This window comes from Streptomyces sp. AC512_CC834 (assembly GCF_019049325.1).
Lineage (GTDB): Bacteria > Actinomycetota > Actinomycetes > Streptomycetales > Streptomycetaceae > Streptomyces.
Genome location: NZ_JAGMUO010000065.1, coordinates 380,263 through 402,998, shown reverse-complemented (window position 1 = coordinate 402,998; position 22,736 = coordinate 380,263). Strand labels below are relative to the sequence as shown.

Below are 22,736 nucleotides of genomic sequence, written 5' to 3'. Positions count from 1 at the left end.
CACCCACCCCCTGCCTCGCGCCCTCAGCGGCGCGACATGTACAGGGCCAGAGCCCTGTGCAGCACCTTGTTCAAGGGATAATCCCACTCGCCGAGGTACTCCACGGCCTCTCCGCCCGCCCCCACCTTGAACCTGAGCAGTCCCAGCAGGTGATTGTCCTCGTCCAGGGTGTCGGTGATGCCGCGGAAGTCGTAGACGGCGGCGCCCAGTTCGTGGGCGTCGCACATCATCCGCCACTGCAGGGCGTTGCCCGGCTGCACCTCACGCCTGCGGTCGGTGGACGCGCCGTAGGAGTACCAGACGTGGTCGCCGACCGTCAGCATCGTGGCCGCGGCGAGCACCTCCCCGTCGTGATGGGCGAGGTAGAGGCGCATGCGGTCCGGGTCCTCGGCCGTCAGCGCGGTCCACATGCGCCGGAAGTAGTCGAGGGGGCGCGGGACGAACCGGTCCCGTTCCGCGGTCTCCACGTACAGCTCGTAGAAGACGGACAGGTCCTCCCGGTCGCCCCGGACCACCTTGACGCCGGCCTTCTCCGCCTTCTTGATGTTGCGGCGCCACTGCTGGTTGAAGCCGCTCCGGATCTGCTCCAGCGACCGCCCGGCGAGCCGCACCTGGCACACGTGGCGCGGCTGTCCCGCGGCGAAGCCCTCCTCGCCGCCGCCCGCCTCGGTCCGCCGCCAGCCCATCCGGCGCAGCCGCTCGGCGACGTCGTCGGCCCCGGGTTCCCGCACGGTGGCCTCCACGTCCCCAAGGCGCCGGGCCCCCGGATCGGCGATCGCCGCCTTGACCGCGTCGGCGCTCCAACGCCTTGCCACCACCGGCGGCCCCATCCTCACCGTGAACGCGCCGCGGCCCCTCAGGTACGCGAGCATCGGCTCCAGCCACCGCTCCAGGTTCGCCGCGGACCAGTCGATGACCGGCCCCTCCGGCAGATAGGCCAGGTACCGCTTCAGCCTCGGCAGCGGCCGCAGCAGCACAAGACCGGCCCCCACCAGCTCACCGCCCTCGTCGAACCAGCCCAGGCTCTCCGCCCGCCACTGAGGCTTCACGTCACCCCACGCGGGGACCTGGAGGTGACTGACGGAAGGCCGTGCCGTGACGAAGCGCAGATGCTCCTCGCGGGTGATCGGCTTCAGGTGACAGCTCATGGGCGTGTGTCCCTCTGTTCGGCTTCGCTCGACGGACGCGCGGACGGCCGAGTCCTTAAGGCGTGCGTGCCGTCCCGCACCTCACAGGGAACAACGACCACGGCCGATCCGCGCGCTGTCACCCGGCCGCCCACCCGTGTGCCCCGTCCGGCGCGCGGGGCCGTGGGCCGGGTGGCAGCGTGGCAGGACTGGACGGAGTACCTCAACCGGCAGTACCTGACCGCGCTGCGCGCCGAGGACAAGGTCGGGACGGGTGGGCCGCGGCAAGGAGCCGGACACGGCACTGAGCCCGGTCGACGCGCTCAGCGGCGAGGGGGACCCCACCCGCTACCGCGACACGTACCAGGAGAAGGTCCGCGAGCTGGTCCGCGCCAAGGCCGAGGGCGAGGAGGCCGCCGTCGCCGAGGAGGCGCCGCAGGCCACCAACGTCGTCGACCTGATGGAGGTCCTGCGCGGCAGCCTGGAGCAGGCGAAGGGCGGCGAGCGGGCTCCCGCATCGCGGAACAAAGCCACCGCCCCCTCCCGGCGGACGCCCGCCGAGCGGGGCGAGTTGCGGGAGCTGAGCAAGACCGAGCTGTACCGGCGGGCCACCGAGCAGGACATCCCCGGCCGGTCGAAGATGAGCCGCGAGCAACTCGTCGACGCGCTCAGCGGCACCCGGGGCCGGCCCAGGAAGACGACCGCCGCCTGAGCCGGGCGCGGCTCAGGCGGCTCGCGGCTCAGGCCGTGCTGAGCATGCCCTCCCGCAGGCGGGTCAGCAGTCGCGAGATCAGCCGGGACACGTGCATCTGGGAGACACCGAGCCGCTCGCCGATGTCCTTCTGGGTGAGTTCCTCGACGAACCGCCAGTGGATGATCCGACGGTCGCGTTCGTCCAGCTCGGCGATCATCGGAGCCAGGGCCTGGAAGTCGTCCACCAGCCCCAGGGCGGCGTCGTCGGCACCGATGAAGTCCGCCAGCGCCGACTCGCCGTCCTCACTGCCGCTGATGGCCGCGTCCAGGGAGGCCGAGTTGTAGCCGTTGGCCGCCAGCCGCGCCTCGACGACCTCGTCCTCCGGGAGGCACATCAGCTCCGACAGCTCCTGGGTGGTGGGGTTGCGGCCCAGCCGGCTGCGCAGCTCCTCGGTGGCCCGGGCCAGTTGGACACGGGCCTCCTGAAGGCGCCGGGGCACGTGCACGGCCCACGAGGTGTCCCGGAAGAACCGCTTGATCTCACCGACGATGTACGGCACCGCGAAGGAGGTGAACTCGACCTCGCGGGTCAGCTCGAACCGGTCGATGGCCTTGATCAGGCCGATCATGCCGACCTGGACGATGTCCTCCATCTCCTCCGGCCCACGGCTGCGGAACCGGCCGGCCGCGAAGCGGACCAGGGACATGTTCATCTCGATCAGGGTGTTGCGCGCGTACTGGTGCTCGGGCGTGCCCTCCTCCAGCACCGTAAGCTGCTGGAAGAACAGCTTCGACAACTCCCGTGCGTCCTTGGGCGCCACCTTGGACGGGTCCGCGATCTCCGGCATGTCCGTGGTGGCGTGCTCGGTGGTCTGTGCGGTCGTCGTCGTCATGATGTGCCCTCCCGGTCGATCGGTCGTCGTTGTCACCTTGTCGGCCGACGACAGGTCGCCTACCCCGGGTCAGACCCCGCACACCTGCCGAAGCGACGCCGTGGTCGGCGAAGTCCCCGACAGGGCATCAGATGCCCAGGTAGAAGCGGATGGTGGTGCCCTCGTCCGTCGTGTGCATCCGCACCAGATCGGCGACGTAATGGACGAGCAGGAGGCCGCGGCCGCCGATCTGCCCGTGCTCCGGGGGCCGGCGGCCGGCCAGCGGATCCGTGAGCCGGCCCGTGTCGCGGACCTCGCACACCAGCTTTCCCGCCTCGGCCCAGACCGCCAGCGTTCCGCTGCCGCCGCCGTGGACCACGCTGTTGGTGGTCAGCTCGGCCACCGCCAGTTCCGCGTCCTGCAGCCGCCGCCCGGCCAGCCCGATCGCCGCCGCCCGGCCGACCGCGAAGCGCCGCGCCTCGGGCAGCTCCCCGGCCCCGAAGGCGAGGACGTCGGCGTCGGGTGCCGGCCCGAGCGGCTCGTTGTAACGGGCGACGACCGCACGCCAGTCGTACGCCTCGCTGGCCCGCTCGGACCCCCCGGCGATGACCGTGGGGTGGGTGACCAGGGCGTCGGCCAGGACGTCCGCGTCCAGCCGGGTCTCGTCGTACGGGCACAGGATCGTCGCGCGGCGGCCCGCGAAGGCCGCGTTGATCAACGCTTCGTGCTGGGCGCACGCCGGGTACTCCGCGGCGCTGCGCCCCGCCCAGACCGGCTCGCCGATGATCCGCACCCGTTCCCGCACGTGCGCGTCGGCGAAGGCCCTGAGCACGCCGGGGATGATCCGCCCCGGATTGCGCCCGGCCTCGGTCATGTCCAGGAAGGTGACGTCCCGCGCGTCCGTGCCCAGCCCCGTCCTGATCAGCTCCAGGTTGGGGCCGGGGACGGCAACCGCTACCGGTTCGCCCGCGGCCAGCCCCTCCCGTACGAACGTCACCGTCCGGTCGGCGTACTCGCGCTGCGAGCGGTAGAACAGCGCCGGATGGGTGAATGTCCCGTCGGTGGTCGGCGTGGTCACCGTGGTCATCGGGGCGCCACCTCGATCCGGTGCAGGGCGGGCCAGAACAGGTCCAGCACCCGCGGCAGTTGGGGCGGCGGCCGCTCCACCACGACCCGGCCGGACGGAAGGTTCATGGCCGTGACGGCGAGTGCCGCCACCCCGGCCACGTCGACGAACCGCACGCCGGACAGTTCGACGTAGGACACGTCCGTGTGCTGCCGGGACAGTTCGGTGAGAGCGTTCTCCCAGGACAGCCGGGTGGTCACGCCGATCTCTCCGCCGGCACGGAAACCGGGACGGCCGGCCAGCGGCCCCACTTCCAGTACGGCACCACCGCGCACGCGGGCCGGGCCGCCCATCGCGCCTGTGCCATCCACAACTCGATCCCCTTCGGAACTCCGCCGGGTGTCCGTCCCCCATTCGGGCGCCACTTCCGGCCAGGCAGCCTATCGCGCCCGGATTCCGTACGCCGGGGAGGGGACAAACAGGCGACAGGCGCGCGAAGTGGGGAACCAGACAGTGAGCACGTCCTCGGAAGGGAAGAGTGGGCATGTTTGAAGCCGAGAACATTCGTGACTGGCGCGGCCTCGACGTCGTGGACTACGACGGCCGCAAAATCGGGACTCTGGAGTCCATCTACTTCGACACCCTCACCGACCGGCCCGCCTTCGCCACGGTCACGATCGGTCTGCCGACCCGCCGGCGTCTCGTCTTCGTCCCGGTGGACAAGGCCACCGTCGCACCGGCCCACCTGAAGGTGACCTACGACAAGTCGCTGGTCAAGGACGCGCCCGGGATCGACCCGGACGGTGAACTGGCCGCCGAGGACGAAGGCGCGGTCTTCGCCCACTACCACCTGCCCTACGAGCCGGGCAGCCGCGGCGAACGCCGCCTCGGCCGCCGCTGAACCTACCGAACTCGCCGAACCCGCCGACGGGCCTCCTCGGGAGCGGGGCGGGGCCGGGCCTCGGGCCTGGGCCGACCGGACTGTCAAGGCGTCCGGTCGGCCTCGTGCCCTGTCACAACGCCGCCGCGCCCCTCAGGCGACTTCCGCGCCGCGTGCCGCCGCCTCCGTCTCGGACGTCGCGCTGCCCGTCGCCAGCGTGCCGCCGGCGCTCTCCAGATGGGCCCGCACGAACCACTGGAACTGCTCCAGGTCCCTGAGCCGGCCGATCAGGAGATCCTCCGTGGCCGTGTCGATCTTGCCGGCCTCCGCGACCGCCTCCCGCATGCCCTCGACCACGCCGGTGTACACGACGTCGAGCGCACCGAGGTGGGCGATGGCATCGGCCCGCCCGATGGAGTAGTCGTCCCACTTCCGTTCGGCCACCAGCGCGCCGGGAGTGCCCTGGGCCACCCCGCCGAGGGCGGCGATGCGCTCCGCGACCTCGTCGGCCATCTCGCGCACCTGGTCGACCTGCGGGTCGATCATCTCGTGCACGGCGATGAAGTGCGGGCCCACGACGTTCCAGTGCACGTGCTTGAGGGTCAGGTGCAGGTCGTTGAGGGCGTGCAGGCGCATCCGCAGCACACCGATCAGCCGTCCGGCGGCCTCCCGCTCGATGCCGGGAACCGTGTACTTCGGGGTCAGGTCGTGCGTCATGGCGGACCTCAGCTCCTCATGCGTTTCGTACGTCATTGCTCGTGCACGAATGCCCCGTATCGGCTCCGGCAGACATGTGCGGGCGGCACCGGGACGGCGCCGGGATCAGGACGGCGGAGCCGGCAGCGGCATCGCACCGAGGGCACGCGCCGCGTGCACGAGGTTGGACGCCATGGCCCGGCCGGTGGAGACCGCCCAGTCGTGGCCGCGCTCGTCGTCGAGGAAGTCGGGGCCGGGTCCGGGGCCGAGGTGCCAGTAGGTCCAGGCCTGGCCCGGAATGGTGTAGCCGATGTCCGCGAGTGCGCCGCCGATCTCGCTGATGACGTGGTGGGCGCCGTCCTCGTTCCCGGTGACCAGGACACCGGCGACGCGGTTGTAGGCGACGGGGCGGTCCTCGTCGTCGGTCTCACCGAGCATGGCGTCCATGCGCTCGAGGACCCGCTGGGCGACGGAGGAGGGGCGGCCGAGCCAGGTCGGCGACGCGATGATCAGGATCTGCGACGCCAGCAGCTTCTCGTGCACGTCCGGCCAGTCGTCACCGTCGCCCATGTCGGTCTCGACCCCCGGTCTCAGGTTCAGGTCCACGGCCCGTACGACGTCCACCTCCGCCCCGTGGCCCTTGAGCGCCGCGATGACCGTGGCGGCGAGGGCCTCCGTGTTCGACGGCTTGGGGGAGGGCTTGAGAGTGCAGTTGACGACGAGTGCGCGCATGCCTACCCGTTTTCCCCGGCAGGCCCGCCGCTATCGTCGGCCGTATGGCTGACGAGTGCTTCCGACATCCGCGGCTCGCGGCGCTCTACGACGTGTTCGACACCGATCGCGGCGACCTCGACCCGTATCTGCGCATGGCCGAGGAGTTCGGCGCACGGAGCGTGCTGGACATCGGCTGCGGAACCGGGGTGTTCGCCCTGCTGCTGGCCGGCCGCGGCGTGGACGTCGTCGGCGTCGACCCCGCCGCGGCCAGCCTCGGCGTGGCCCGGGCCAGGACGGGCGCCGACCGGGTGCGCTGGATCGAGGGCGACGCCACCTCGCTTCCCAGGCTGCGCGTCGACCTCGCGACCATGACGGCGAACGTCGCCCAGGCGATCACCGACCGGCCCTCCTGGCAGGGGACGCTGCGCGGCGCGTACGAGGCCCTGCGGCCCGGCGGTCACCTGGTCTTCGAGACACGGGACCCGGCCCGGCGCGCCTGGGAGGAGTGGACCCGCGAGCACACGCACCAGGTCGCGGAGTTCCCCGGTACGGGCACCGTCGAGAGCTGGTGCCGGCTGCTGGACGTGAGCGGCCCGCTGGTCACCTTCCGGTGGACCTACGTCTTCGGCGCGGACGGCGAGGTGCTGACCTCCGACTCGACGCTGCGCTTTCGCGAGCGGGAGGAGGTGGAGGCGGATCTGGTCGAACAGGGTTTCGCCGTACGGGAGGTGCGCGGCGCCCCCGACCGCGAGGGCCGCGAGTTCGTCTTCGTCGCGCGGCGTCCCCGGGCGTAGCGACCCCGACGCCTCCCACGCGCCGGAGAACTCCGGAAACCGGCAACCAGCACCGCCCCCTCACTGCCCGGCCGCACCCATGACCCGGCGCCCTTCCGGCGTCCATCCTGGGCCCCATGGCCCGTTTCCAGCACACCGTGACCCTCGCCCCCGTGCCCCGTCGCTGGTTGGAGTCGTGCGTCGCCGCGCTGCACGACCTGGCGGAGGGCACGGACGTCGGGGAAGCGGGTCTCAGGCTGCCCGACGGACGTCCGCTGCCCGGCCTGGTGCTGGCCCGGGGGCGGCATCTGCGGCCGGGCGCGCAGTACCGGCCCGTGAACGAGAAGGACGGGGAACCGGACGCCGGCCAGAGCGTCACCGTTCTCGCCTGGGACCGCCGCCGGGAGACGGCGCTGGAGGTCGTCACCCGCGACGACGACCCGGCCCACCGGGCACAGTTGGTCTGCGTCTGCGTCCTGCGGCTCACGAACGCCGCACGGCCACGCGAGGCGTCGCTGTCGACGACCCTGCGGTCGAGCGGCGGCAAGCGGGCGAAATACCTCGGCGGCACCGGGCAGCTCCACCTCGACCTCGACCGGTGGTGGCCGCAGGCGACGAGCCACCGCCGCGGCCCTTCCCGCGCGCCACTGAGCGGGACCCTGACGCACGCGCTGGCCCGCGTCACCGTGACGGTCGTGCCGCGCCCCGCCCCGGACGGACGCTGGCGGGTGACGGTGAAGGCACGGGCCAGGGGCCGCTCCTTCGCCCGCCCGCTCGTCCCCGTCGCGACGGCGGTCCTGGGACGCCGGGCCCGGCGGGCCTTCGCCGAGTCCCTGGACCGCGCCGCGGTGGCGTGGAACGCGGAGGTCCCCGCACTGGTCCGCAAGGAGGGCGAGCAACTGGGCGCCGAGCTGGCCGACGCCCTGCTCGGACCGTGAGACGGCCGTACGCCGCCCCCCGAGGCCGGCCGCCCTCCCGCTAGGGTCGCCCAATGAACCCGATCACCGTGCGCGGCGCCACGATCGACTACGACGACCTCGGGCCCACCACCGGGCTCCCGGTTCTCCTGATCCACGGTCACCCCTTCAACCGCACCCTGTGGGCCCCACAGGCGGCGGCACTGACGGCGGCCGGCCACCGGTTCGTCGCCCCCGACCTGCGCGGATACGGCCGCAGCGGCGTGAGCACCGGCAAGGTGCTGCTCGCCGACTTCGCCGACGACCTCGCCGCGCTCCTCGACCACCTGGGCATCGAACGCGCGGTGGTCGGCGGCGTCTCCATGGGCGGGCAGATCGCCATGGAGTTCCAGCGCCGTCACCCGCGGCGGGTCCGCGCGCTCGTCCTGTCCGACACCTCCGCGCCCGCCGAGACCGCCGAGGGCAAGGAGGTCCGCAACCGCCTGGCCGACCGGCTCCTCGCCGAGGGCATGGACGGTTACGCGCACGAGGTCATCGACAAGATGCTCGCCGCCTACAACGTCACCGGGATGCCGGACGTGGCCGCCCGCGTGCTCGAGATGATGTGCGCCACCGACCCCCGCGGCGCGGCGGCGGCCCTGCGCGGCCGGGCCGAACGCGCCGACTACCGGGACGTCCTGGCCACCGTGGAGGCGCCCGTCCTGGTCGTCGTCGGGGCGGACGACGTCTATACCCCCGTGGCTCAGGCGGAGTCCATCCACCGCCTGGTCCCGCACTCCACCCTGACCGTCGTCGAGAAGGCCGGCCATCTCCCCGGCGCCGAGCAGCCCGACCGCTTCAACGCCGCGCTGCTGGAGTTCCTCGCCGCGCTCGGATGACGGGTCGACGCAAGGGCCGGCGCAAGGGCGGGCGCGCGGACCGGCGCGCGAAGGGCGCATACGAGAATTGCGTGAGCCCTGTACGCGCCCCCTTGGCGGTACGGACAATCCCAGTGGCCGTGATCACGCGGCGGGAGACGCGGCGTCGTCCGACCGCCGCTTCCCGGGAAGCAGGTCGAGCCATGCTGTTGCGTCTGCCCACGTCCGTGTCCGAAGCACAGGAGTGCATGGCGCAGGGGGCGGTGCCCATCGGCGGGGCCACCCTCGTGTGGGCCACCTGGCAACGCGACGGCTTCCCGGAGCTGGCCATGTCGCTGCGCGACCTGCCGGAGGCGACCGCCGTCGAACCCGAGTCGATGGGCGCGGCCGTCGTGCTGCACCGCATAGACGACCGCGTGCCGACGGTACTGCGCGAGGCGGCGGGCTCGGTGGGGACCGGCGCCGTACGCCGGACGGCCACGGTCGGCGGCAACCTCGTCGGCAGCAGCCTGCGCTGCCTGCTGCCCGCGGCCCTCGTACTGGAAGCCCGCGCCACGGTGCTGGGCCCCGACCGGGCCTACGAGACCGATCTGGCCGAGGTGATGGCGAAGCGTCACCTGCTGCTCGGCCTGCGCTGGCACACCCCCCTGGCCAGCGGTTACCGCAAGCAGCCCGCCGCGGCGGGCGGGCCCCCGCCCCTGGTCGTCGCCACCGCCGTGCACGCCGACGGAGAGGGCCGGCGCCGGCTGCGCGTCGCCGTCCGCGACGGTTACGAGGTGCTCAGCGAGACCACCACGTGCGACGCGGGTGCCGAAGGGGCGCTCGGCACGCTGGAGGGGACGGACATCGGCGCGCTGCCGCCCGGAGCCCGGGACGTGGTGCGCGAGCAGGTCGCCGACATCCTGGGCCCCCTCGCCGGCCGCTGATCGGGCGGCCGGCGCTCCACGCGTCCGCGTCAGCCGTTGGCCAGGGCCTTGACGCGGTTCAGTGCTCCGTTGAACTTGTCGTGGTCCCCGACGGTCGGCCCGGTCGAGGTGTACTGCCACATCGTGTGGAAGTCCCAGCCGGCCGGGAGGGGGCCCACGGTCGAGGCGTACCGGGCGATCCACAACGGGTTGCTCGCGCCGAATCCGCTGTAGTTCCCGGTGCACTGCGCCCACCAGTTGGTGGAGGTGTAGATCGTGGCGTGGCGGCCGGTGCGCTCCTTGTACCGGTTCAGGAAGTTCCTGATCCAGCTCACCATCTGACTCGACGTCCGGCCGTAGCAGGTGTCGCCGTACGGGTTGTACTCGATGTCGAGGACGCCCGGCAGCGTCTTGCCGTCCTTCGACCAGGCGCCGCCGTGGTCGACGAAGTAGTCGGCCTGGGCGGCACCGCCGGCGGTGTCCGGCGTCGCGAAGTGGTACGCGCCGCGGATCATGCCGACGTCGTAGGAACCGCCGTACTGCTGGGCGAAGTACGGGTTGCGGTAGGAGGTTCCCTCGGTGGCCTTCACATAGGCCCACTTCACTCCGCTCTTCCAGAGGGTCGGCCAGGCGACGTTGCCCTGATGGCTGGAGACGTCCACACCTTCGGTCTGGGCGACCCGGGTGCCGACGGGCCGGCCCTGGATCCCTTCGTGGGCGAGAACACCTTCGCCCATGTGGGCGGAACCGCGGACCGGAGTCCGGGTGTCGCCGGCGGTGCCCGGGTCCGAGTCCGAGGCCGAGGCCGGGACCGCGGACAGGGTCAGGAGGAGTGACTGGGCGGCGAGGAGGACGCCTGACGTGAGCAGGCGTGAGTGGCGTGATGCCACGGCTATGGGTCTGCGCATGGCACCCATCCGATCCGGTGTCGGGCCCGACCGCATCTCACAGTGGCCCAGACGGTGTTGCCGGTGCCCTCCCCACGGTTGGCGCGGCACTCGGTGCGGGGCTGCCCGGGGGTCTCAGGCGGGGCCGTCCCCGCCCGGCCCGTCCGACCAGAGCGCGAGCAGGCCGGCAATGGGGTCCGCCTGACCGAAGCACAGCTCCAGGCTCGCCGCGGACCCCTCGGCCATCTCCGCGCTGCGCGGGAACAGGTCCTGCTCGTACGCGGCGAGGGCCTTCTCGGTGTCCTCGCCGTGCTCGACGAGGGCCCGCGCCAGCTCGGCGCCGTCGAACATGGCCAGGTTGGCGCCCTCACCGGCGAACGGCGACATCAGGTGTGCGGCGTCGCCGAGCAGGGTCACGCCCGGGACGCGCTGCCAGCGGTGGTCCACCGGGAGCGCGTGCAGCTTCCGGGGGACCAGCGGGCCGTCCGCCTGCCCGACAAGGGCCGTCAGGCTCTCGTCCCATCCCTCGAACTGCCGTACCACGGCCGCCTTGGCAGCCTCGGAGTCGGAGAAGTCGATGGAGTCCAGCCACTGCTCGCCGGTCCGTACCGCGATGTAGACGTGCAGGCTGCCGTCCGTCTCGCGGTGGCCGAGGAAGCCCCGGCCGTCGCCCAGCGCGAACAGCATGCCGCCGCCGACGACGGCCGCGCTGCCCGGGTGACGGACGTCCGCGTCCCGCAGGTCCGCCTCGACGAACGAGACACCGGTGTACCCGGGCCCGGCGGGGGAGAGCAGCGGGCGGATGCGCGACCAGGCGCCGTCGGCCCCCACGAGCAGGCCGGTGGTGAACGAGGAGCCGTCGGCCAGGGCCACCTCGTGGCGGCCGCCGCCCAGCGGCCGGGCGCCGGTGACCTTGTGGTCCCAGCGGACGGTGCCCTCGGGCAGTGAGTCGAGCAGCAGGTCGCGCAGGTGGCCCCGGTCGACCTCGGGCCGGCCGCCGGTGCCCTCGTCGGCCGCCTCCCAGCGCACCGTGCCGTGCTTGTCGAGGACCCGGACGGCCTCGCCGCCGGGGTGGACGAGTGCGCGGAACTCCTCGTACAGCCCGGCCGCGCGCAGTGCGGCCTGGCCGCTCTCGGTGTGGATGTCGAGCATGCCGCCCTGGGTGCGGACCCGCCGCGAGGCCTCCGCCTCGTGGACGACGGCCGTGATGCCGTGTGTGTGCAGCACCCGGGCCAGGGTGAGCCCCCCGAGGCCGGCTCCGATGATCGATACGGGCTGGTGGTCCTTCATGACGATCCGCCTCCTGGTGTCGTTTCTGCTCCCGCTCTGCACCTTCAGCGTAACGAACGTGTTCGTTACGAACAAGTTCGCCGCTGCTCGGGCCGGATCCGGGCGGCCTTTGCCCGTGGCCGAACGTGTTCGCTAGCGTGAGCGCATGCCTGCTGCCCAGAACCCCCGGCCCAGCCGCCGGGAACGCCCCGCCAAACCCGCCCTCACCCGTGCGGGCATCGTCGCGACCGCGGTGCGTGTCCTGCGTGCCGAGGGCCTGCAGCGGGTGACGATGCGGCGCCTGGCCCAGGAACTCGACACCGGGCCGGCCTCGCTGTACGTGTACGTCGCCAGCACCGCGGAGCTGCACGCCGCGGTGCTGGACGAGTTCCTCGGCGAGGTCGACCTGGGCCCGGTGCGCGCGGCGGGCGACTGGCGCGAGCGCGTCGAGGCCGTCCTCGGCTCCTACGAGGACGTCCTCTACCAGCACCCCGGCCTCGCCCGCAGCGCGGTCTCCGCCCGCCCGTCCGGACCGAACTTCCTCAACCTGCTCGAAGGGCTGCTGTCCCTGCTGAAGGAGGGCGGCGTCCCGGACGGCCAGGCGGCCTGGGGCGTGGACGTCCTGCTCCTCGTCGCCACGGCCGGCGCGGCGGAGCATTCCACCCGCGCCCAGTCGCCCCACGCCGACGAGGAGTGGAGCGAGCTGACCGGAGCACTGCGCGACGCCTCACCGCGGGACCACCCCAACATCGCCGCACGGGCCGACCAGTTGCTCTCCGGCACGCCGGAGCTGCGCCGCACCTGGGCCCTGCGCATGCTGCTCGACGGCACCCTGCGCACACCACTGCCGGAAGCGACGGAAGCGACGGGATCGACGGGATCGACGCCCTGACGCCTACGGGATGGGCACCGCCTGTCCGGTGACCCGGGTGCGCGGATCCCGCGGGCTCACGTCGATCAGCAGGTCGCTGGGGCGGCCCATGTCCTCACCCTGGCGGATCGCGATCGTGCCGGGGCGGGGGACGAGACCCAGCTCGCGGAGGTACCCGCCGAACGCGGCGGCCGCCGCTCCCGTCGCCGGGTCCTCCACGACGCCACCGACGGGGAACGGGTTGCGGGCGTGGAAGCGGTCCGCCGACTCGCGCCACACCAGGTCCACCGTCGTCCAGCCGTGCCGCCGCATGACCTCGGCGAGAGCGTCGAAGTCGTAGTCGAGGTCCGCCAGCCGGGCCCGGGACGCCGCGGCCAGTACGAGATGGTCGTTGCCGCCGAACGCCACGTGGGCGGGCAGAGCGGGATCCAGATCGGTGGGAGCCCAGCCGAGCTCCCCGAGCGCGGGCTCGAGTTCCGAGGCGAGAGCCGGACGCGAACGCGTCGGCACGCTGGTGAGAGTGGCCCGCACCGCTCCGGTCCCGTCGGCCGTCGTGGACACGGGGATCTCGCCGGCGGGCGTGTCGAGGACGATCTCGCCGGGCCCCAGCCGCTCGGCGAGGGCGACTGCCAGCGCGACCGTCGCGTGCCCGCAGAACGCCACCTCGGCGAGCGGGCTGAAGTACCGGACCCCGAACCGCCGCCTCGCCACGTCGCCGCCGGTGACGAAGGCGGTCTCGGAGTAGCCGACCTCGGCGGCGATCGCCCGCATCCGCGTGGCGTCGAGTGCGGAGGCGTCCAGGACGACCCCCGCCGGATTCCCGCCCGCCGGGGCATGGGTGAAGGCCGAGTAGCGCAGGATCCCGGTCGTCGGCTCGGATCGTTCTTCTCGGTCTTCCACGAGGCTCGTTCCCGTCGCGTCGGTGGTCATGGCGGACACGCTGCCACCCGGCACCGATCGTGTCCAACGATCGATTCCGATGCCCTCCATCGGGGTTCCGAATAGACTGGCCGCGTGGACACCCGACTGCTGACGACCTTCACCGCGCTCGCCCGCACGGGCGGCTTCACCGCCGCCGCGGCCGAACTGCACCTGGCCCAGTCCACGGTCACCGTGCACATCCGCACCCTGGAACGGGACCTCGGCGTCCGGCTCTTCGACCGCCTGCCCACCGGCGCGCTGCTCACCGACGCCGGCAGCCGGCTCCTGGAGCGGGCCGAGGAGGTACTCGACGCCGTGGCACGGCTGCGGGCCGGGAGCGAGGACGCCGGCGTGGTGTCGGGACGGGTGGTGGTCGGCAGCCCGGAGTCCCTGTGCGCGAGCCGGCTGCCCGCGGTCGTCGCCGCCCTGCGCACGAGCCACCCCGAGGTGGACGTCCACCTCTACGCGGCCGGGACCGAGGAGTGCGTGGGGGGACTGCGGTCCGGACGCCTCGACCTGGCACTGCTGCTGGAGGAGGAGACGGATTTCCGCGACGTGACGACCGAACCGGTCGGCCGCGAGCCGCTCGCCCTCGTCTCCGCACCCGAACACCCCCTGGCCGCGCGGGAGCGGGCGGCGAGCTGGCCGGAACTCGCGGTGGAGAGCTTCTTCCTGCTGGAGGAGGGCTGCTCCTACAGCGACGCGCTGGCACACCGGCTGCTCGACGTGCCGGACGCGCGGCCGAGGCTGACCAGGTTCGGCAGCGTGGACGCGGCGCGCAACTGCGTGGCGGCCGGTCTGGGACTGACCCTGCTGCCGCTGATCACGGTGGCCGAGGAACTGCGGCGCGGGCGCCTGGTGACGGTCGACGGACCCCGCTTCCCCGACGTGCCGGTACGGCTCGCCCGGCATCGTCGGCGATGGACCGCACCGGCCGCGCGCGAGGTCGCGCAGGCCCTCGTGCGGCAACTGGCCGGCTGAACGGTACCGGCAACGGCCCTGGCACTGGCACTGGCACTGGCACTGGCACTGGCACTGGACCACCCGTCTCACCCAGAACGCCTGTACCACATCGATGCGTTCGATTGGCGGGATGGCGGCGAAGTTCGCTCCTCGGTGGGGTCTGTGGTCGGTCCGGCATGCGTGCCCCACGCGATGACTAGCATGAGCCGCAAGCCCGCCGGAGTGATCACCACTCACTCGGTGGGACGGCTCCGGCCCGTGGCCGACCCATGTCGACCGGCCTTTTCCCCGCTCTCAAGGACCCGAGGGACCGCGGAATGTCAGTGTCTGCACCCCCCACCCCGCCCCGGACGCAGAAACCCCGCCGCTCCACCCCAGCCATCCCCCTGCTCGTGCTGCCGACCGCCGCCGCGGCGGCGGGCGCCGCCTGGGCGGCGGCCCCCGAGGCCGCCCGGAGCTGGACCGCGACCCTCGCGGTGACGTCCTGGCTGTGCGTCGCCGTGTCCGTCGTCCTCGGCTCCCACCTGGTCGGGCGGGCGCGCCGGACCGCGGCGGACCGGCGGACGGAGATCAGCGCCCTCAAGGCACGGCTCGCGCAGGAGAACGCCGCCCTCGCGCACCTCGTCAACGTCGCGCTGCCGGGCATCGCACAGCAGGTGCGCGACGGCACCGGCGCCGACGAGGCCGTCGCCAACACCGCGCCCGCCTCCGGTCCACACCTGCGTCAGGTCGCACAGGGCTTCGCCCTCCTGGTGGAGGACGCCGTACGGCACGCGGCGGACGCCGAGTCCCGGCGTCGCCACGCGCTTCAGGAGACCCGCCGGAGCGCCGCCGAACTGGAACACCTGACGGGCAGCACCCTGCCCGCCGCCGTGGAGAAGCTGCGGGACGGGACCTCGGCGGACATCGTCCTCGCCGAGCTGGAGTGGCCACGAGGACCCCAACCGCGCGCCTGCGCCGAGCTCTTCGTCCGGGAACTGGCCCACAGCGAACGGCGCACCGCCGCCGCGCAGGCCGCCTCCGCCAAGTCCCTCAGCCGCGTCCAGGCCAAAGCGGTCAGCATGCTCGCCGACCTGAGGGACATGCAGGATCGTCACGGCGAGGACGTCCTCGGCGATCTGCTGCGGCTCGACCACAGCACCTCGCAGCTCGGCCTCATCACCGACCGCCTGGCCCTCCTGATGGGCGGACGCTCCAGCCGGGCCTGGAACAGACCCATCGTGATGGAGAGCATCCTGCGCGGTGCCGTCGGCCGGATCGCCGCCTACCAGCGGGTCCGGATGCACTGCTCCACCGGCGCCGCGATCTCCGGCTACGCGGCGGAGGGCGTCATGCACCTGCTCGCCGAACTCATGGACAACGCTGCCAACTTCTCGCCGCCCATCGACGAGGTCCACGTCTACGTGGAGGAACGTACCGCCGGAATCGTCATCACCATCGAGGACAGCGGACTGAAGATGGCCGACGCGGCCATGCGCCACGCCGAACAGGCGGTGTCGGGGCGGACGACCGACCTGGCCTCGCTGCAGGGCACGCGCCTCGGCCTCGCCGTGGTCGGACGGCTGGCCGCCAAGTACGGCGTCGGCGTGAGCTACCGGCCCTCCTCGCGCGGCGGCACCGGCGTCGTCGTCCTGGTGCCGCCCCAACTGCTCGCCCAGCAGCGGGACCCCTCACCCGCCATGACCGGCCGTACCTTCGGCGGAGCCTCCGCCGTGCCCGGCCCCGCCCCCGCCGCGGAAGCCCCGGCGCGCACGCGGCACGTCCCGGGCGCCCGGCCGGTGGAGCGGACCAGCCTCCCGGAACAAGCGGCGCGCCCGGGCGCCGCGCCCGCCACGCCGGGCGGGCTGCCGATGCGCTCCCCGGGCCGCACGATGGCCGAGGCCGAGGCCGAGGCCGAGCGCGAACGCCGGGACCAGCACCCGCAGCCCGCCGACCGGACGGCGACCGCCCCACGTGACGCCGGGGCCAGCTTCGGCGCCTTCCACCGCGGGCGCCGGTCCGGGGCGGCCGGCGGGGCGCCGGCGCCCGAACCACCCCCCTCGGGCTAGCCCGCGCCCCCACCGCACGGCGCGTATCGGCGCCGCCTCGCCCCCTTCCGTTCGTGTCGCTCGTGAGATTGGAGGAACGGGCCGGTGACCGCAGCACCAGGAACCACCGTCCCCTCACCCATCATGCAGACCACCGACAACAGCCTCACCTGGCTCCTGCAGAACCTCCTGGACCGCACCCCCGGCACCCGCCACGCCCTCGTCCTCTCCCGCGACGGCCTCAAGCTCTGCTGGACCGAACACCTCACCCTGGACCGGGCCGACCAGCTCGCCGCGATCTGCTCGGGCATCCAGGCCCTCGCCCAGGGCGCCTCCGTCGAGTTCGGCAACGGAACCGGCGGCGTCCGGCACTCCATGACCGAGTTCCACGGCGGGCTGCTGTTCATCGTGGAGGCCGGCGAGGGCGCGCACCTCGCCGTCGTCGCGGTGGAGGACGCCGACCCGGGCGTGGTCGGCCACCAGATGACCGAGATGGTCGACCAGATCGGTGAGCACCTGCGGGCCGAGCCGCGCCACGCCGCCCCCGGGAGCAGTACGCCGTGACGCGCAGGCTCGTGGACACCGGCGCACCCGACCGGCTCTACACGGTCACCGGCGGACGCAGCCGCGCCGACGACTCGTTCGACCTCGTCACCCTGGTGGTCGCCGAGTGCCGGCCGTCGGCCGGCATGCAGTCGGAACACGTCCGCATCCTCGACCTGTGCCGGCACCCCACGGCCGTCGTCGAACTCGCCGCCGAGCTGGCACTGCCGATCACGGTGGTCCGCATCCTGCTCGGCGACCTGCTCGCCACCGGAACCATCACCGCCCGCCACCCGCGCCTGGGGCAGTCCACCGCGTCGCACCCCGATACCGCCCTTCTCCAGGAGGTGCTCCATGGGCTCCGCAACCTCTGACACGACAGGCTCCGAAACCACCACGCCCTCCGGCCGCAAGCCCCTGACCGACGCCGCGGAGACCGGGCTGAAGATCGTCGTCGTGGGCGGCTTCGGGGTCGGCAAGACCACCCTCGTCCGCTCCGTCAGCGAGATCCGGCCGCTCAACACCGAAGAGGTGATGACCCAGGCCGGAGTCGGCGTCGACGAGACCGGCGGGGTCACCGCGAAGACCACCACGACCGTGGCCTTCGACTTCGGCCGGATCAGCCTCAACGACCGCATGGTGCTGTACCTGTTCGGCGCCCCCGGCCAGCAACGCTTCTGGTTCCTGTGGGACCGGCTGTTCGCCGGCACCCTGGGCGCGGTCGTCCTCGTCGACACCCGCCGGATGGACGACTCCTGGTACGCGATAGACCGGCTGGAACACCACCGGACCCCGTTCGTGGTCGCCGTCAACCGCTTCGACGACGACTCCGCCCGGCACTCCCTGGACGACATCCGACTGGCACTCGCACTGCCCGACCGCGTGCCGCTGATCGACTGCGACGCGCGGGTGCGGACGTCGGGCAAGAACGTGCTGGTCACCCTCGTGGACCACCTCTACCAACTGGCCCTGGCCCAGGAGAGCGCATCGTGACCGACCTCGACCCCACACCCCACCGCACCGCCGGCCCGGTCTGCCCCGCGCACCCGGACGCCGTACCGCTGGCCGGACTGGAGTACCAGCAGACGCCGTCGGAGTTGTACCGCGGGCTGCGGGGCGAGCACGGCGCCGTCGCGCCCGTACTCCTCGACGGGGGCGTCCCCGCCTGGCTGGTCCTCGGCTACCCCGAGGTCAGCTATGTGACCAGCCACGACGAGCTGTTCGCACGCGACTCGCGCCGCTGGAACCAGTGGGACCGCATCCCGCCCGACTGGCCACTGATGCCCTACGTCGGCCACCAGCCGTCGGTTCTGTTCACCGAAGGCGCAGAACACCGGCGACGGGCCGGCGTCATCACCCAGGCGCTTTCGGGCATCGACCAGTTCGAGCTTGCCCGGGACTGCCGGCAGCTCGCCGACCGGCTCATCGCCTCCTTCGCCGGCAGCGGCCGGGCCGAGCTGATGAGCGGCTACGCGCACCCCCTGCCGATGCGTGCCGCCGTACGCATGTGCGGGATGCCGCACAGCGGCGCCGAGACGCAAGCGCTCGTCGAGGACCTGCGCATCTCCCTCGACGCGGCCGAGGGGGACGACCCGGTCGCGGCGTACACGCGCGTGGGTGAGCGCATCCACCGGCTGGTCCGGCACAAGCGCGAGCGGCCGGGACCCGACGTCACCTCACGGATGCTGACCCACCCGGCCGGGCTGAGCGACGAGGAGACCGTCCAGGACCTGATCTCCGTCATCGCCGCCGCCCAGCAGCCCACCGCCAACTGGATCGGCAACACGCTCAGGCTGCTGCTCACCGACGAACGCTTCGCCCTGAACGTCTCGGGCGGCCGGCTCAGCGTGGGGGAGGCACTCAACGAGGTCCTGTGGCTGGACACGCCCACGCAGAACTTCATCGGCCGCTGGGCCGTCAACGACATCCAGTTGGGCGGCCGGCAGATCAGGGCCGGCGACTGCCTCGTCCTCGGCCTCGCCGCCGCCAACACGGACCCGCAGTTGTGGCCCGAGGCGCACGCCGGCGCCGAGAACTCCGCGCACCTGTCCTTCAGCAACGGCGAGCACCGGTGTCCGTACCCGGCCCCGCTGCTGGCCGACGTCGTCGCCCGCACCGCGGTCGAGACCCTGCTGGAACGCCTCCCCGACCTCGTACTCGCGGTGGAGCCGGGGGAGTTGACCTGGCGTCCGTCCATCTGGATGCGCGGGCTGACCACCCTGCCCGCCCTCTTCACGCCCGTCGTGCCCTGACGCACGCCCGTCGTGCCCCGACGGGCCACGCCGGGTGTCAGGCCGTGGGTGTGAACCGCACCGGCAGGGACTGCGGGCCCCGGGTGAACACGCCCCGCTCCACCACGTCGAACCCGTCGTCCGGCCGCAGGTCGGGCAGGGCGTCCAGGAGCTGACCCACCCCGGTCTCCACCTCGGCCTTCGCCAGCAGCGCCCCGACGCAGAAGTGCCGGCCGAGCGCGAAGGCGAGATGATCGGCGGCGGCGGAGAAAGCGGTCGTCGTGGTCAGGTCGTCGCGGAGGATGTCGAAACGGTCCGGGTCGCGGTAGCGGCTCTCGTCCCGGTTGGCCGCGCCTATCAGACACGTGACGGTGGCACCGGACGGTATGGTGCCGCCGCTGAGCGTGACCTCGGTCGCCGTCTGCCGCATGATCATGTGGACGGGCGGGGTGTAGCGGAGCGTCTCGGCGAAGGCACGGGGAATCAGGCTCCGGTCCGCACGCACGGCCGCCAACTGCCCGGGGTGGGCCAGCAGGTTGGCGAAGATGCTCGCGATCGCCTTGTCCGTGGTCTCGCCGCCCGCCGCGAGCAGCAGGCTGCAGAACGCCTTGATGTCCTCGTCGCTCATCCGGACCCCGTCGACCTCCGCGGCGCACAGGGTGGACAGCAGGTCCTCGCCCGGGTTCTCGCGGCGCTCCTGGATGATCGGGAACATGTATTCGGCGAACTCCACCCGGGTGCGCGCACCGGCCTCCGCGACCCCGGCGTCACCGGAGAGGTTGCCCAGGAACGCGATGACCGACGTGTACCAGCCGTGGAACCGGTCGTGGTCGGCCTTGTCCAGGCCCAGCATGTCCGCGATGACGTTGACCGGGAACCGGGTCGCGTAGTCGGCGACCAGGTCGGCGCGGCCGGTGTGCCGGAACACGTCGATCAGCTCACGGGAGTTGCGTTCGATCACCGGCAGGAACCGGTCCTGGAGATCGGCTCCGCGGAAGGCCGGAGCGACCAGCGCGCGCCGGACCGCGTGCTCCCGGCCGCTGAGCTGAAGGATCGTCCGTCCGTGCACGGGCTCGATCTGCCAGTCGTAGTTCTCGGTCGTGAACTGCCCGCCCCGGTCCTTGAAGACGCGTTCCACGTCCTCGTAGCGCGAGACGATCCAGCTCTGCGTGGCCTCGTGCCGGATGAGGGGCGCGCTGTCCCGCATCATCCGGTAGACGGGATACGGGTTTGCCGCGAACTCGGGGGAGAGGATGTCGGGGAGCTGCTGCGCGGTGGACATGGGACTCCTCGGTCGACAACGGCCTTGCGCCACCAGGCTATTGACGAGGCCGCGCCCGCGACAGACCGCGCGGCGTCATGGCCGTCCGGAACCGGTGCCGCCGCCGAGGATGCGGGTGATGCCGTCCTCGAAGCGGGCATCGAAGGTGTGGCTGGTCAGGGTGTCGAGCGTCGCGGCGAGGGCGGGATACGGGCCGGACGCGACGGCTTCGCGCAGGCGGTGCTCGTCCGCCCGGCCGGCGGCCTGTTCCTCCTGGGTGAGGCCCAGGGTGAAGTAGACGAGGGCGTACAGGGTCCAGGCCGCCGTGTCCCCGGTGGCCTCGTGGTCCGCCAGGGTGCCGACGAGGGTGTCGGCGAAGCGCAGGGTGTGCGGATCCGGAGCATAGGTGCCGGCCACCAGCGCGGCGCCGTCGCGGTGGGCGAGCAGGGACCGGCGGTAGCGGCGCATCAGCTCGCGGGCCCGCTCGCCCGCGTCCTCGGGCAGCCCCTCGTAGCCGATCGTGCCGGCGACGGCGTCGGCCATGAGTTCCAGCAGCCGGGTCTTGGTCTTCACGTGCCACAGCACCGTGTTCATGCGGACGCCGATCCGGTCGGCGACGGCGCGCGTGGTGACGGCCTCAAGACCCGACGCGTCGAGCAGCCGCAGGGCCTCGTCCACGACGGCGGCCGGGGTCAGGCGGGTGCGGGGGGCGGGATCCGTTTGCTTCTTGGTCACTGACCTAGTTTAGTTCGAGGAGTGGCATTGGTCAGTGACCAAGAAGGCCCATCGTGGAGAAGCCGTGGAGAAGCCGTGAAGGAGAGGGAGAGCATGGAGAAGACCGAAGAGGTCGTCGTGGTCGGAGCCGGGCCCACCGGGCTGTGGCTGGCGGCGGAACTGAGGCTGCAGGGCGTCCCGGTGACCGTGCTGGAGACCCGTACGGAACGCGACCCGCACTCCAAGGCACTCACCCTGCACCCCCGGACCCTGGAGATCCTGGGAATGCGAGGCCTCGCGGCCACCTTCGTCGAGGAGGGCATGCCGGTGCCCACGGGCCACTTCGGCTCCCTGGACTCGCGTATGGACTTCCAGGTCCTGGACACTCCCTACCCCTTCACCCTGTTCCTGCCGCAGGCGCGCACCGAGGCCCTCCTCGAGGGCCACGCGCTGGCCCTGGGCGCCCGCGTCCTGCGCGGGCACCGGGTGACGGACCTGGAGCAGGGGCCGGATGCCGTACGGGTGGCGGCGGAGGGGCCGGACGGGGCGTACGTCCTGCGGGCGCGCTACGTCGTGGGCTGCGACGGCACCCGCAGCCGGGTCCGCGGGGCCGCCGGCATCGACTTCCCCGGCACGGACGCGACCGTCTGGGGCTGGCTCGGCGACGTCGTCCTCGACCGGGCCCCGGCGCTGCCGCTCAGCGCCTCGGGGCCGGACGGCGGGCTCATGGCGGTGCCCATGCCGGGCGGGGTCACCCGCTTCGTGGGACACGCCCCGCAGGACCGGGGCGTCGACCACCCGGGAGAGCTGACCCTGGAGGAGCTGCGCGACCGGACCCGACGCGTCCTGGGCGACGACTTCGGCATGCGCGACCCCCACTGGCTCTCCCGGTTCGGCAACGCCACGCGCCAGGCCGTCGCCTACCGCAAGGATCGCGTGCTGCTCGCCGGTGACGCGGCGCACATGCACTTCCCCGCCGGGGGCGTGGGACTCAACGTCGGCTTCCAGGACGCCACCAACCTAGCCTGGAAGCTGGCCGCGACGGTCCTCGGCACCGCCCCCGAAGGGCTGCTGGACACCTACCACGCCGAACGCCATCCCGTCGGCGCCGACCTGCTCGCCTCCACCCGGGCGCAGACCGCCCTCATGACCGGCTACTCGCCCGACGGCCAGGCGCTGCGCGAAGTCCTGTCCGAACTGATCGGCACCGTCCCGGAGTTCTCGCGCGCCCTCGCCGAACGCCTCAGCGCCCTCGCCGTGCACTACCCGCCGGCCGATCCCGGCGCCGCCCACCCGCTGAGCGGCAGCCGGGCCCCGGACCTGGCCTTCGCGGACGGCACCGGTCTCTTCGCACTGCTGCGGGACGGCAGGCACCTGCTGCTCGAACTCGACGGCCACGAAGGCGCCGACGCGGTGCCGGCCGGCCGCCCGCTGCCGCACGGCACCCGCCGCCACGCCGTGCGCCCGGTGGACGCCGGTCCTCGGTGGAGCGCCGTGCGCAGGGTGCTGGTGCGTCCCGACGGCCACGTCGCCTGACCTGCGCCGGACG

The 22,736-nt window shown here is 72.8% G+C and carries 25 protein-coding genes; 14 read left to right on the top strand and 11 right to left on the bottom strand.

The features are described from left to right. Nucleotides 1-23: 23 nt before the first annotated feature. Nucleotides 24-1,148: a peptidoglycan bridge formation glycyltransferase FemA/FemB family protein gene (locus tag KUM40_RS23955; protein WP_217168156.1), complete on the bottom strand. Its 1,125-nt coding sequence runs from the start codon at nucleotides 1,146-1,148 to the stop codon at nucleotides 24-26. Between the two features lie 253 nt (nucleotides 1,149-1,401). Here KUM40_RS23955 and KUM40_RS23950 point away from each other — a divergent pair, with 253 nt between their 5' ends. Beyond that, the gene (locus tag KUM40_RS23950) at nucleotides 1,402-1,839 is read left to right on the top strand and encodes a hypothetical protein (RefSeq protein ID WP_254395525.1); all 438 of its coding nucleotides are present in this window, start codon (nucleotides 1,402-1,404) and stop codon (nucleotides 1,837-1,839) included. Between the two features lie 28 nt (nucleotides 1,840-1,867). Here KUM40_RS23950 and KUM40_RS23945 read toward each other — a convergent pair whose 3' ends face one another. The 3 genes from KUM40_RS23945 to KUM40_RS23935 form a co-directional block, all read right to left on the bottom strand. Beyond that, a complete protein-coding gene (locus KUM40_RS23945) occupies nucleotides 1,868-2,713 on the bottom strand; it encodes an RNA polymerase sigma factor SigF (RefSeq protein ID WP_217168155.1) in 846 nt (281 codons plus the stop codon). Nucleotides 2,714-2,840: 127 nt separating this feature from the next. Continuing rightward, nucleotides 2,841-3,770, bottom strand: a complete 930-nt coding sequence (locus KUM40_RS23940) for an anti-sigma factor RsbA family regulatory protein (protein WP_217168582.1) — start codon at nucleotides 3,768-3,770, stop codon at nucleotides 2,841-2,843. Between the two features lie 5 nt (nucleotides 3,771-3,775). After that, nucleotides 3,776-4,129, bottom strand: a complete 354-nt coding sequence (locus KUM40_RS23935; RefSeq protein WP_374227413.1) for a hypothetical protein — start codon at nucleotides 4,127-4,129, stop codon at nucleotides 3,776-3,778. Nucleotides 4,130-4,302: 173 nt separating this feature from the next. Between KUM40_RS23935 and KUM40_RS23930 the strand changes: the two genes are divergently transcribed. Further along, nucleotides 4,303-4,659, top strand: coding sequence for a PRC-barrel domain-containing protein (locus KUM40_RS23930; RefSeq protein WP_217168154.1), 357 nt, complete (start codon nucleotides 4,303-4,305; stop codon nucleotides 4,657-4,659). Nucleotides 4,660-4,791: 132 nt separating this feature from the next. Here KUM40_RS23930 and KUM40_RS23925 read toward each other — a convergent pair whose 3' ends face one another. Continuing rightward, entirely contained in the window at nucleotides 4,792-5,355 is a 564-nt protein-coding gene (locus KUM40_RS23925) for a Dps family protein (RefSeq protein WP_217168153.1), read from the bottom strand. A gap of 105 nt (nucleotides 5,356-5,460) precedes the next feature. Then, complete coding sequence (locus KUM40_RS23920; protein WP_217168152.1) at nucleotides 5,461-6,066, bottom strand: flavodoxin family protein; 606 nt, start codon at nucleotides 6,064-6,066, stop codon at nucleotides 5,461-5,463. Nucleotides 6,067-6,110: 44 nt separating this feature from the next. Between KUM40_RS23920 and KUM40_RS23915 the strand changes: the two genes are divergently transcribed. The 4 genes from KUM40_RS23915 to KUM40_RS23900 all read left to right on the top strand — a co-directional run bounded on the left by KUM40_RS23915 (nucleotide 6,111) and on the right by KUM40_RS23900 (nucleotide 9,521). Continuing rightward, complete coding sequence (locus KUM40_RS23915) at nucleotides 6,111-6,842, top strand: bifunctional 2-polyprenyl-6-hydroxyphenol methylase/3-demethylubiquinol 3-O-methyltransferase UbiG (RefSeq protein WP_217168151.1); 732 nt, start codon at nucleotides 6,111-6,113, stop codon at nucleotides 6,840-6,842. A gap of 116 nt (nucleotides 6,843-6,958) precedes the next feature. Next, nucleotides 6,959-7,759 (top strand): hypothetical protein, encoded by an 801-nt coding sequence (locus tag KUM40_RS23910; RefSeq protein WP_217168150.1) that lies wholly within the window; start codon nucleotides 6,959-6,961, stop codon nucleotides 7,757-7,759. A gap of 53 nt (nucleotides 7,760-7,812) precedes the next feature. Continuing rightward, nucleotides 7,813-8,616: an alpha/beta fold hydrolase gene (locus KUM40_RS23905; RefSeq protein WP_217168149.1), complete on the top strand. Its 804-nt coding sequence runs from the start codon at nucleotides 7,813-7,815 to the stop codon at nucleotides 8,614-8,616. A 182-nt stretch (nucleotides 8,617-8,798) separates the two neighbouring features. Next, nucleotides 8,799-9,521, top strand: coding sequence for an FAD binding domain-containing protein (locus tag KUM40_RS23900; protein ID WP_217168148.1), 723 nt, complete (start codon nucleotides 8,799-8,801; stop codon nucleotides 9,519-9,521). A gap of 29 nt (nucleotides 9,522-9,550) precedes the next feature. Here the strand turns inward: KUM40_RS23900 and KUM40_RS23895 are convergent, their stop codons facing one another. Together KUM40_RS23895 and KUM40_RS23890 are read right to left on the bottom strand one after the other, a co-directional pair. Continuing rightward, complete coding sequence (locus tag KUM40_RS23895) at nucleotides 9,551-10,408, bottom strand: lysozyme (RefSeq protein WP_217168147.1); 858 nt, start codon at nucleotides 10,406-10,408, stop codon at nucleotides 9,551-9,553. 114 nt (nucleotides 10,409-10,522) lie between these two features. Next, the gene (locus tag KUM40_RS23890; RefSeq protein WP_217168146.1) at nucleotides 10,523-11,677 is read right to left on the bottom strand and encodes an NAD(P)/FAD-dependent oxidoreductase; all 1,155 of its coding nucleotides are present in this window, start codon (nucleotides 11,675-11,677) and stop codon (nucleotides 10,523-10,525) included. A 145-nt stretch (nucleotides 11,678-11,822) separates the two neighbouring features. Between KUM40_RS23890 and KUM40_RS23885 the strand changes: the two genes are divergently transcribed. Further along, nucleotides 11,823-12,548, top strand: a complete 726-nt coding sequence (locus KUM40_RS23885; protein WP_217168145.1) for a TetR/AcrR family transcriptional regulator — start codon at nucleotides 11,823-11,825, stop codon at nucleotides 12,546-12,548. Nucleotides 12,549-12,551: 3 nt separating this feature from the next. On the opposite strand, the gene KUM40_RS23880 is transcribed toward KUM40_RS23885, so the two are convergent. Then, the gene (locus KUM40_RS23880) at nucleotides 12,552-13,457 is read right to left on the bottom strand and encodes a PhzF family phenazine biosynthesis isomerase (RefSeq protein ID WP_217168144.1); all 906 of its coding nucleotides are present in this window, start codon (nucleotides 13,455-13,457) and stop codon (nucleotides 12,552-12,554) included. Between the two features lie 84 nt (nucleotides 13,458-13,541). Between KUM40_RS23880 and KUM40_RS23875 the strand changes: the two genes are divergently transcribed. The 6 genes from KUM40_RS23875 (at nucleotide 13,542) to KUM40_RS23850 (ending at nucleotide 19,233) form a co-directional block, all read left to right on the top strand. Further along, nucleotides 13,542-14,429, top strand: coding sequence for a LysR family transcriptional regulator (locus KUM40_RS23875; RefSeq protein ID WP_217168143.1), 888 nt, complete (start codon nucleotides 13,542-13,544; stop codon nucleotides 14,427-14,429). A gap of 299 nt (nucleotides 14,430-14,728) precedes the next feature. Further along, nucleotides 14,729-16,459: an ATP-binding protein gene (locus KUM40_RS23870; protein ID WP_217168142.1), complete on the top strand. Its 1,731-nt coding sequence runs from the start codon at nucleotides 14,729-14,731 to the stop codon at nucleotides 16,457-16,459. A gap of 123 nt (nucleotides 16,460-16,582) precedes the next feature. After that, nucleotides 16,583-17,002 (top strand): roadblock/LC7 domain-containing protein, encoded by a 420-nt coding sequence (locus tag KUM40_RS23865; RefSeq protein WP_217168580.1) that lies wholly within the window; start codon nucleotides 16,583-16,585, stop codon nucleotides 17,000-17,002. Then, the gene (locus KUM40_RS23860; protein WP_217168141.1) at nucleotides 16,999-17,355 is read left to right on the top strand and encodes a DUF742 domain-containing protein; all 357 of its coding nucleotides are present in this window, start codon (nucleotides 16,999-17,001) and stop codon (nucleotides 17,353-17,355) included. Before KUM40_RS23865 ends, KUM40_RS23860 begins: the two co-directional genes overlap by 4 nt. Continuing rightward, entirely contained in the window at nucleotides 17,336-17,974 is a 639-nt protein-coding gene (locus KUM40_RS23855) for an ATP/GTP-binding protein (protein WP_217168140.1), read from the top strand. The genes KUM40_RS23860 and KUM40_RS23855 overlap by 20 nt, the downstream gene beginning before the upstream one ends. Next, nucleotides 17,971-19,233, top strand: a complete 1,263-nt coding sequence (locus tag KUM40_RS23850; protein ID WP_217168139.1) for a cytochrome P450 — start codon at nucleotides 17,971-17,973, stop codon at nucleotides 19,231-19,233. The genes KUM40_RS23855 and KUM40_RS23850 overlap by 4 nt, the downstream gene beginning before the upstream one ends. A 37-nt stretch (nucleotides 19,234-19,270) precedes the next feature. Here KUM40_RS23850 and KUM40_RS23845 read toward each other — a convergent pair whose 3' ends face one another. Continuing rightward, complete coding sequence (locus KUM40_RS23845; protein WP_217168138.1) at nucleotides 19,271-20,494, bottom strand: cytochrome P450; 1,224 nt, start codon at nucleotides 20,492-20,494, stop codon at nucleotides 19,271-19,273. A gap of 75 nt (nucleotides 20,495-20,569) precedes the next feature. After that, on the bottom strand, nucleotides 20,570-21,208 hold the full coding sequence (locus KUM40_RS23840) for a TetR/AcrR family transcriptional regulator C-terminal domain-containing protein (RefSeq protein ID WP_217168137.1): 639 nt from the start codon (nucleotides 21,206-21,208) through the stop codon (nucleotides 20,570-20,572). Nucleotides 21,209-21,301: 93 nt separating this feature from the next. Between KUM40_RS23840 and KUM40_RS23835 the strand changes: the two genes are divergently transcribed. Continuing rightward, nucleotides 21,302-22,723: an FAD-dependent monooxygenase gene (locus KUM40_RS23835; RefSeq protein ID WP_217168136.1), complete on the top strand. Its 1,422-nt coding sequence runs from the start codon at nucleotides 21,302-21,304 to the stop codon at nucleotides 22,721-22,723. Nucleotides 22,724-22,736 lie beyond the last annotated feature (13 nt).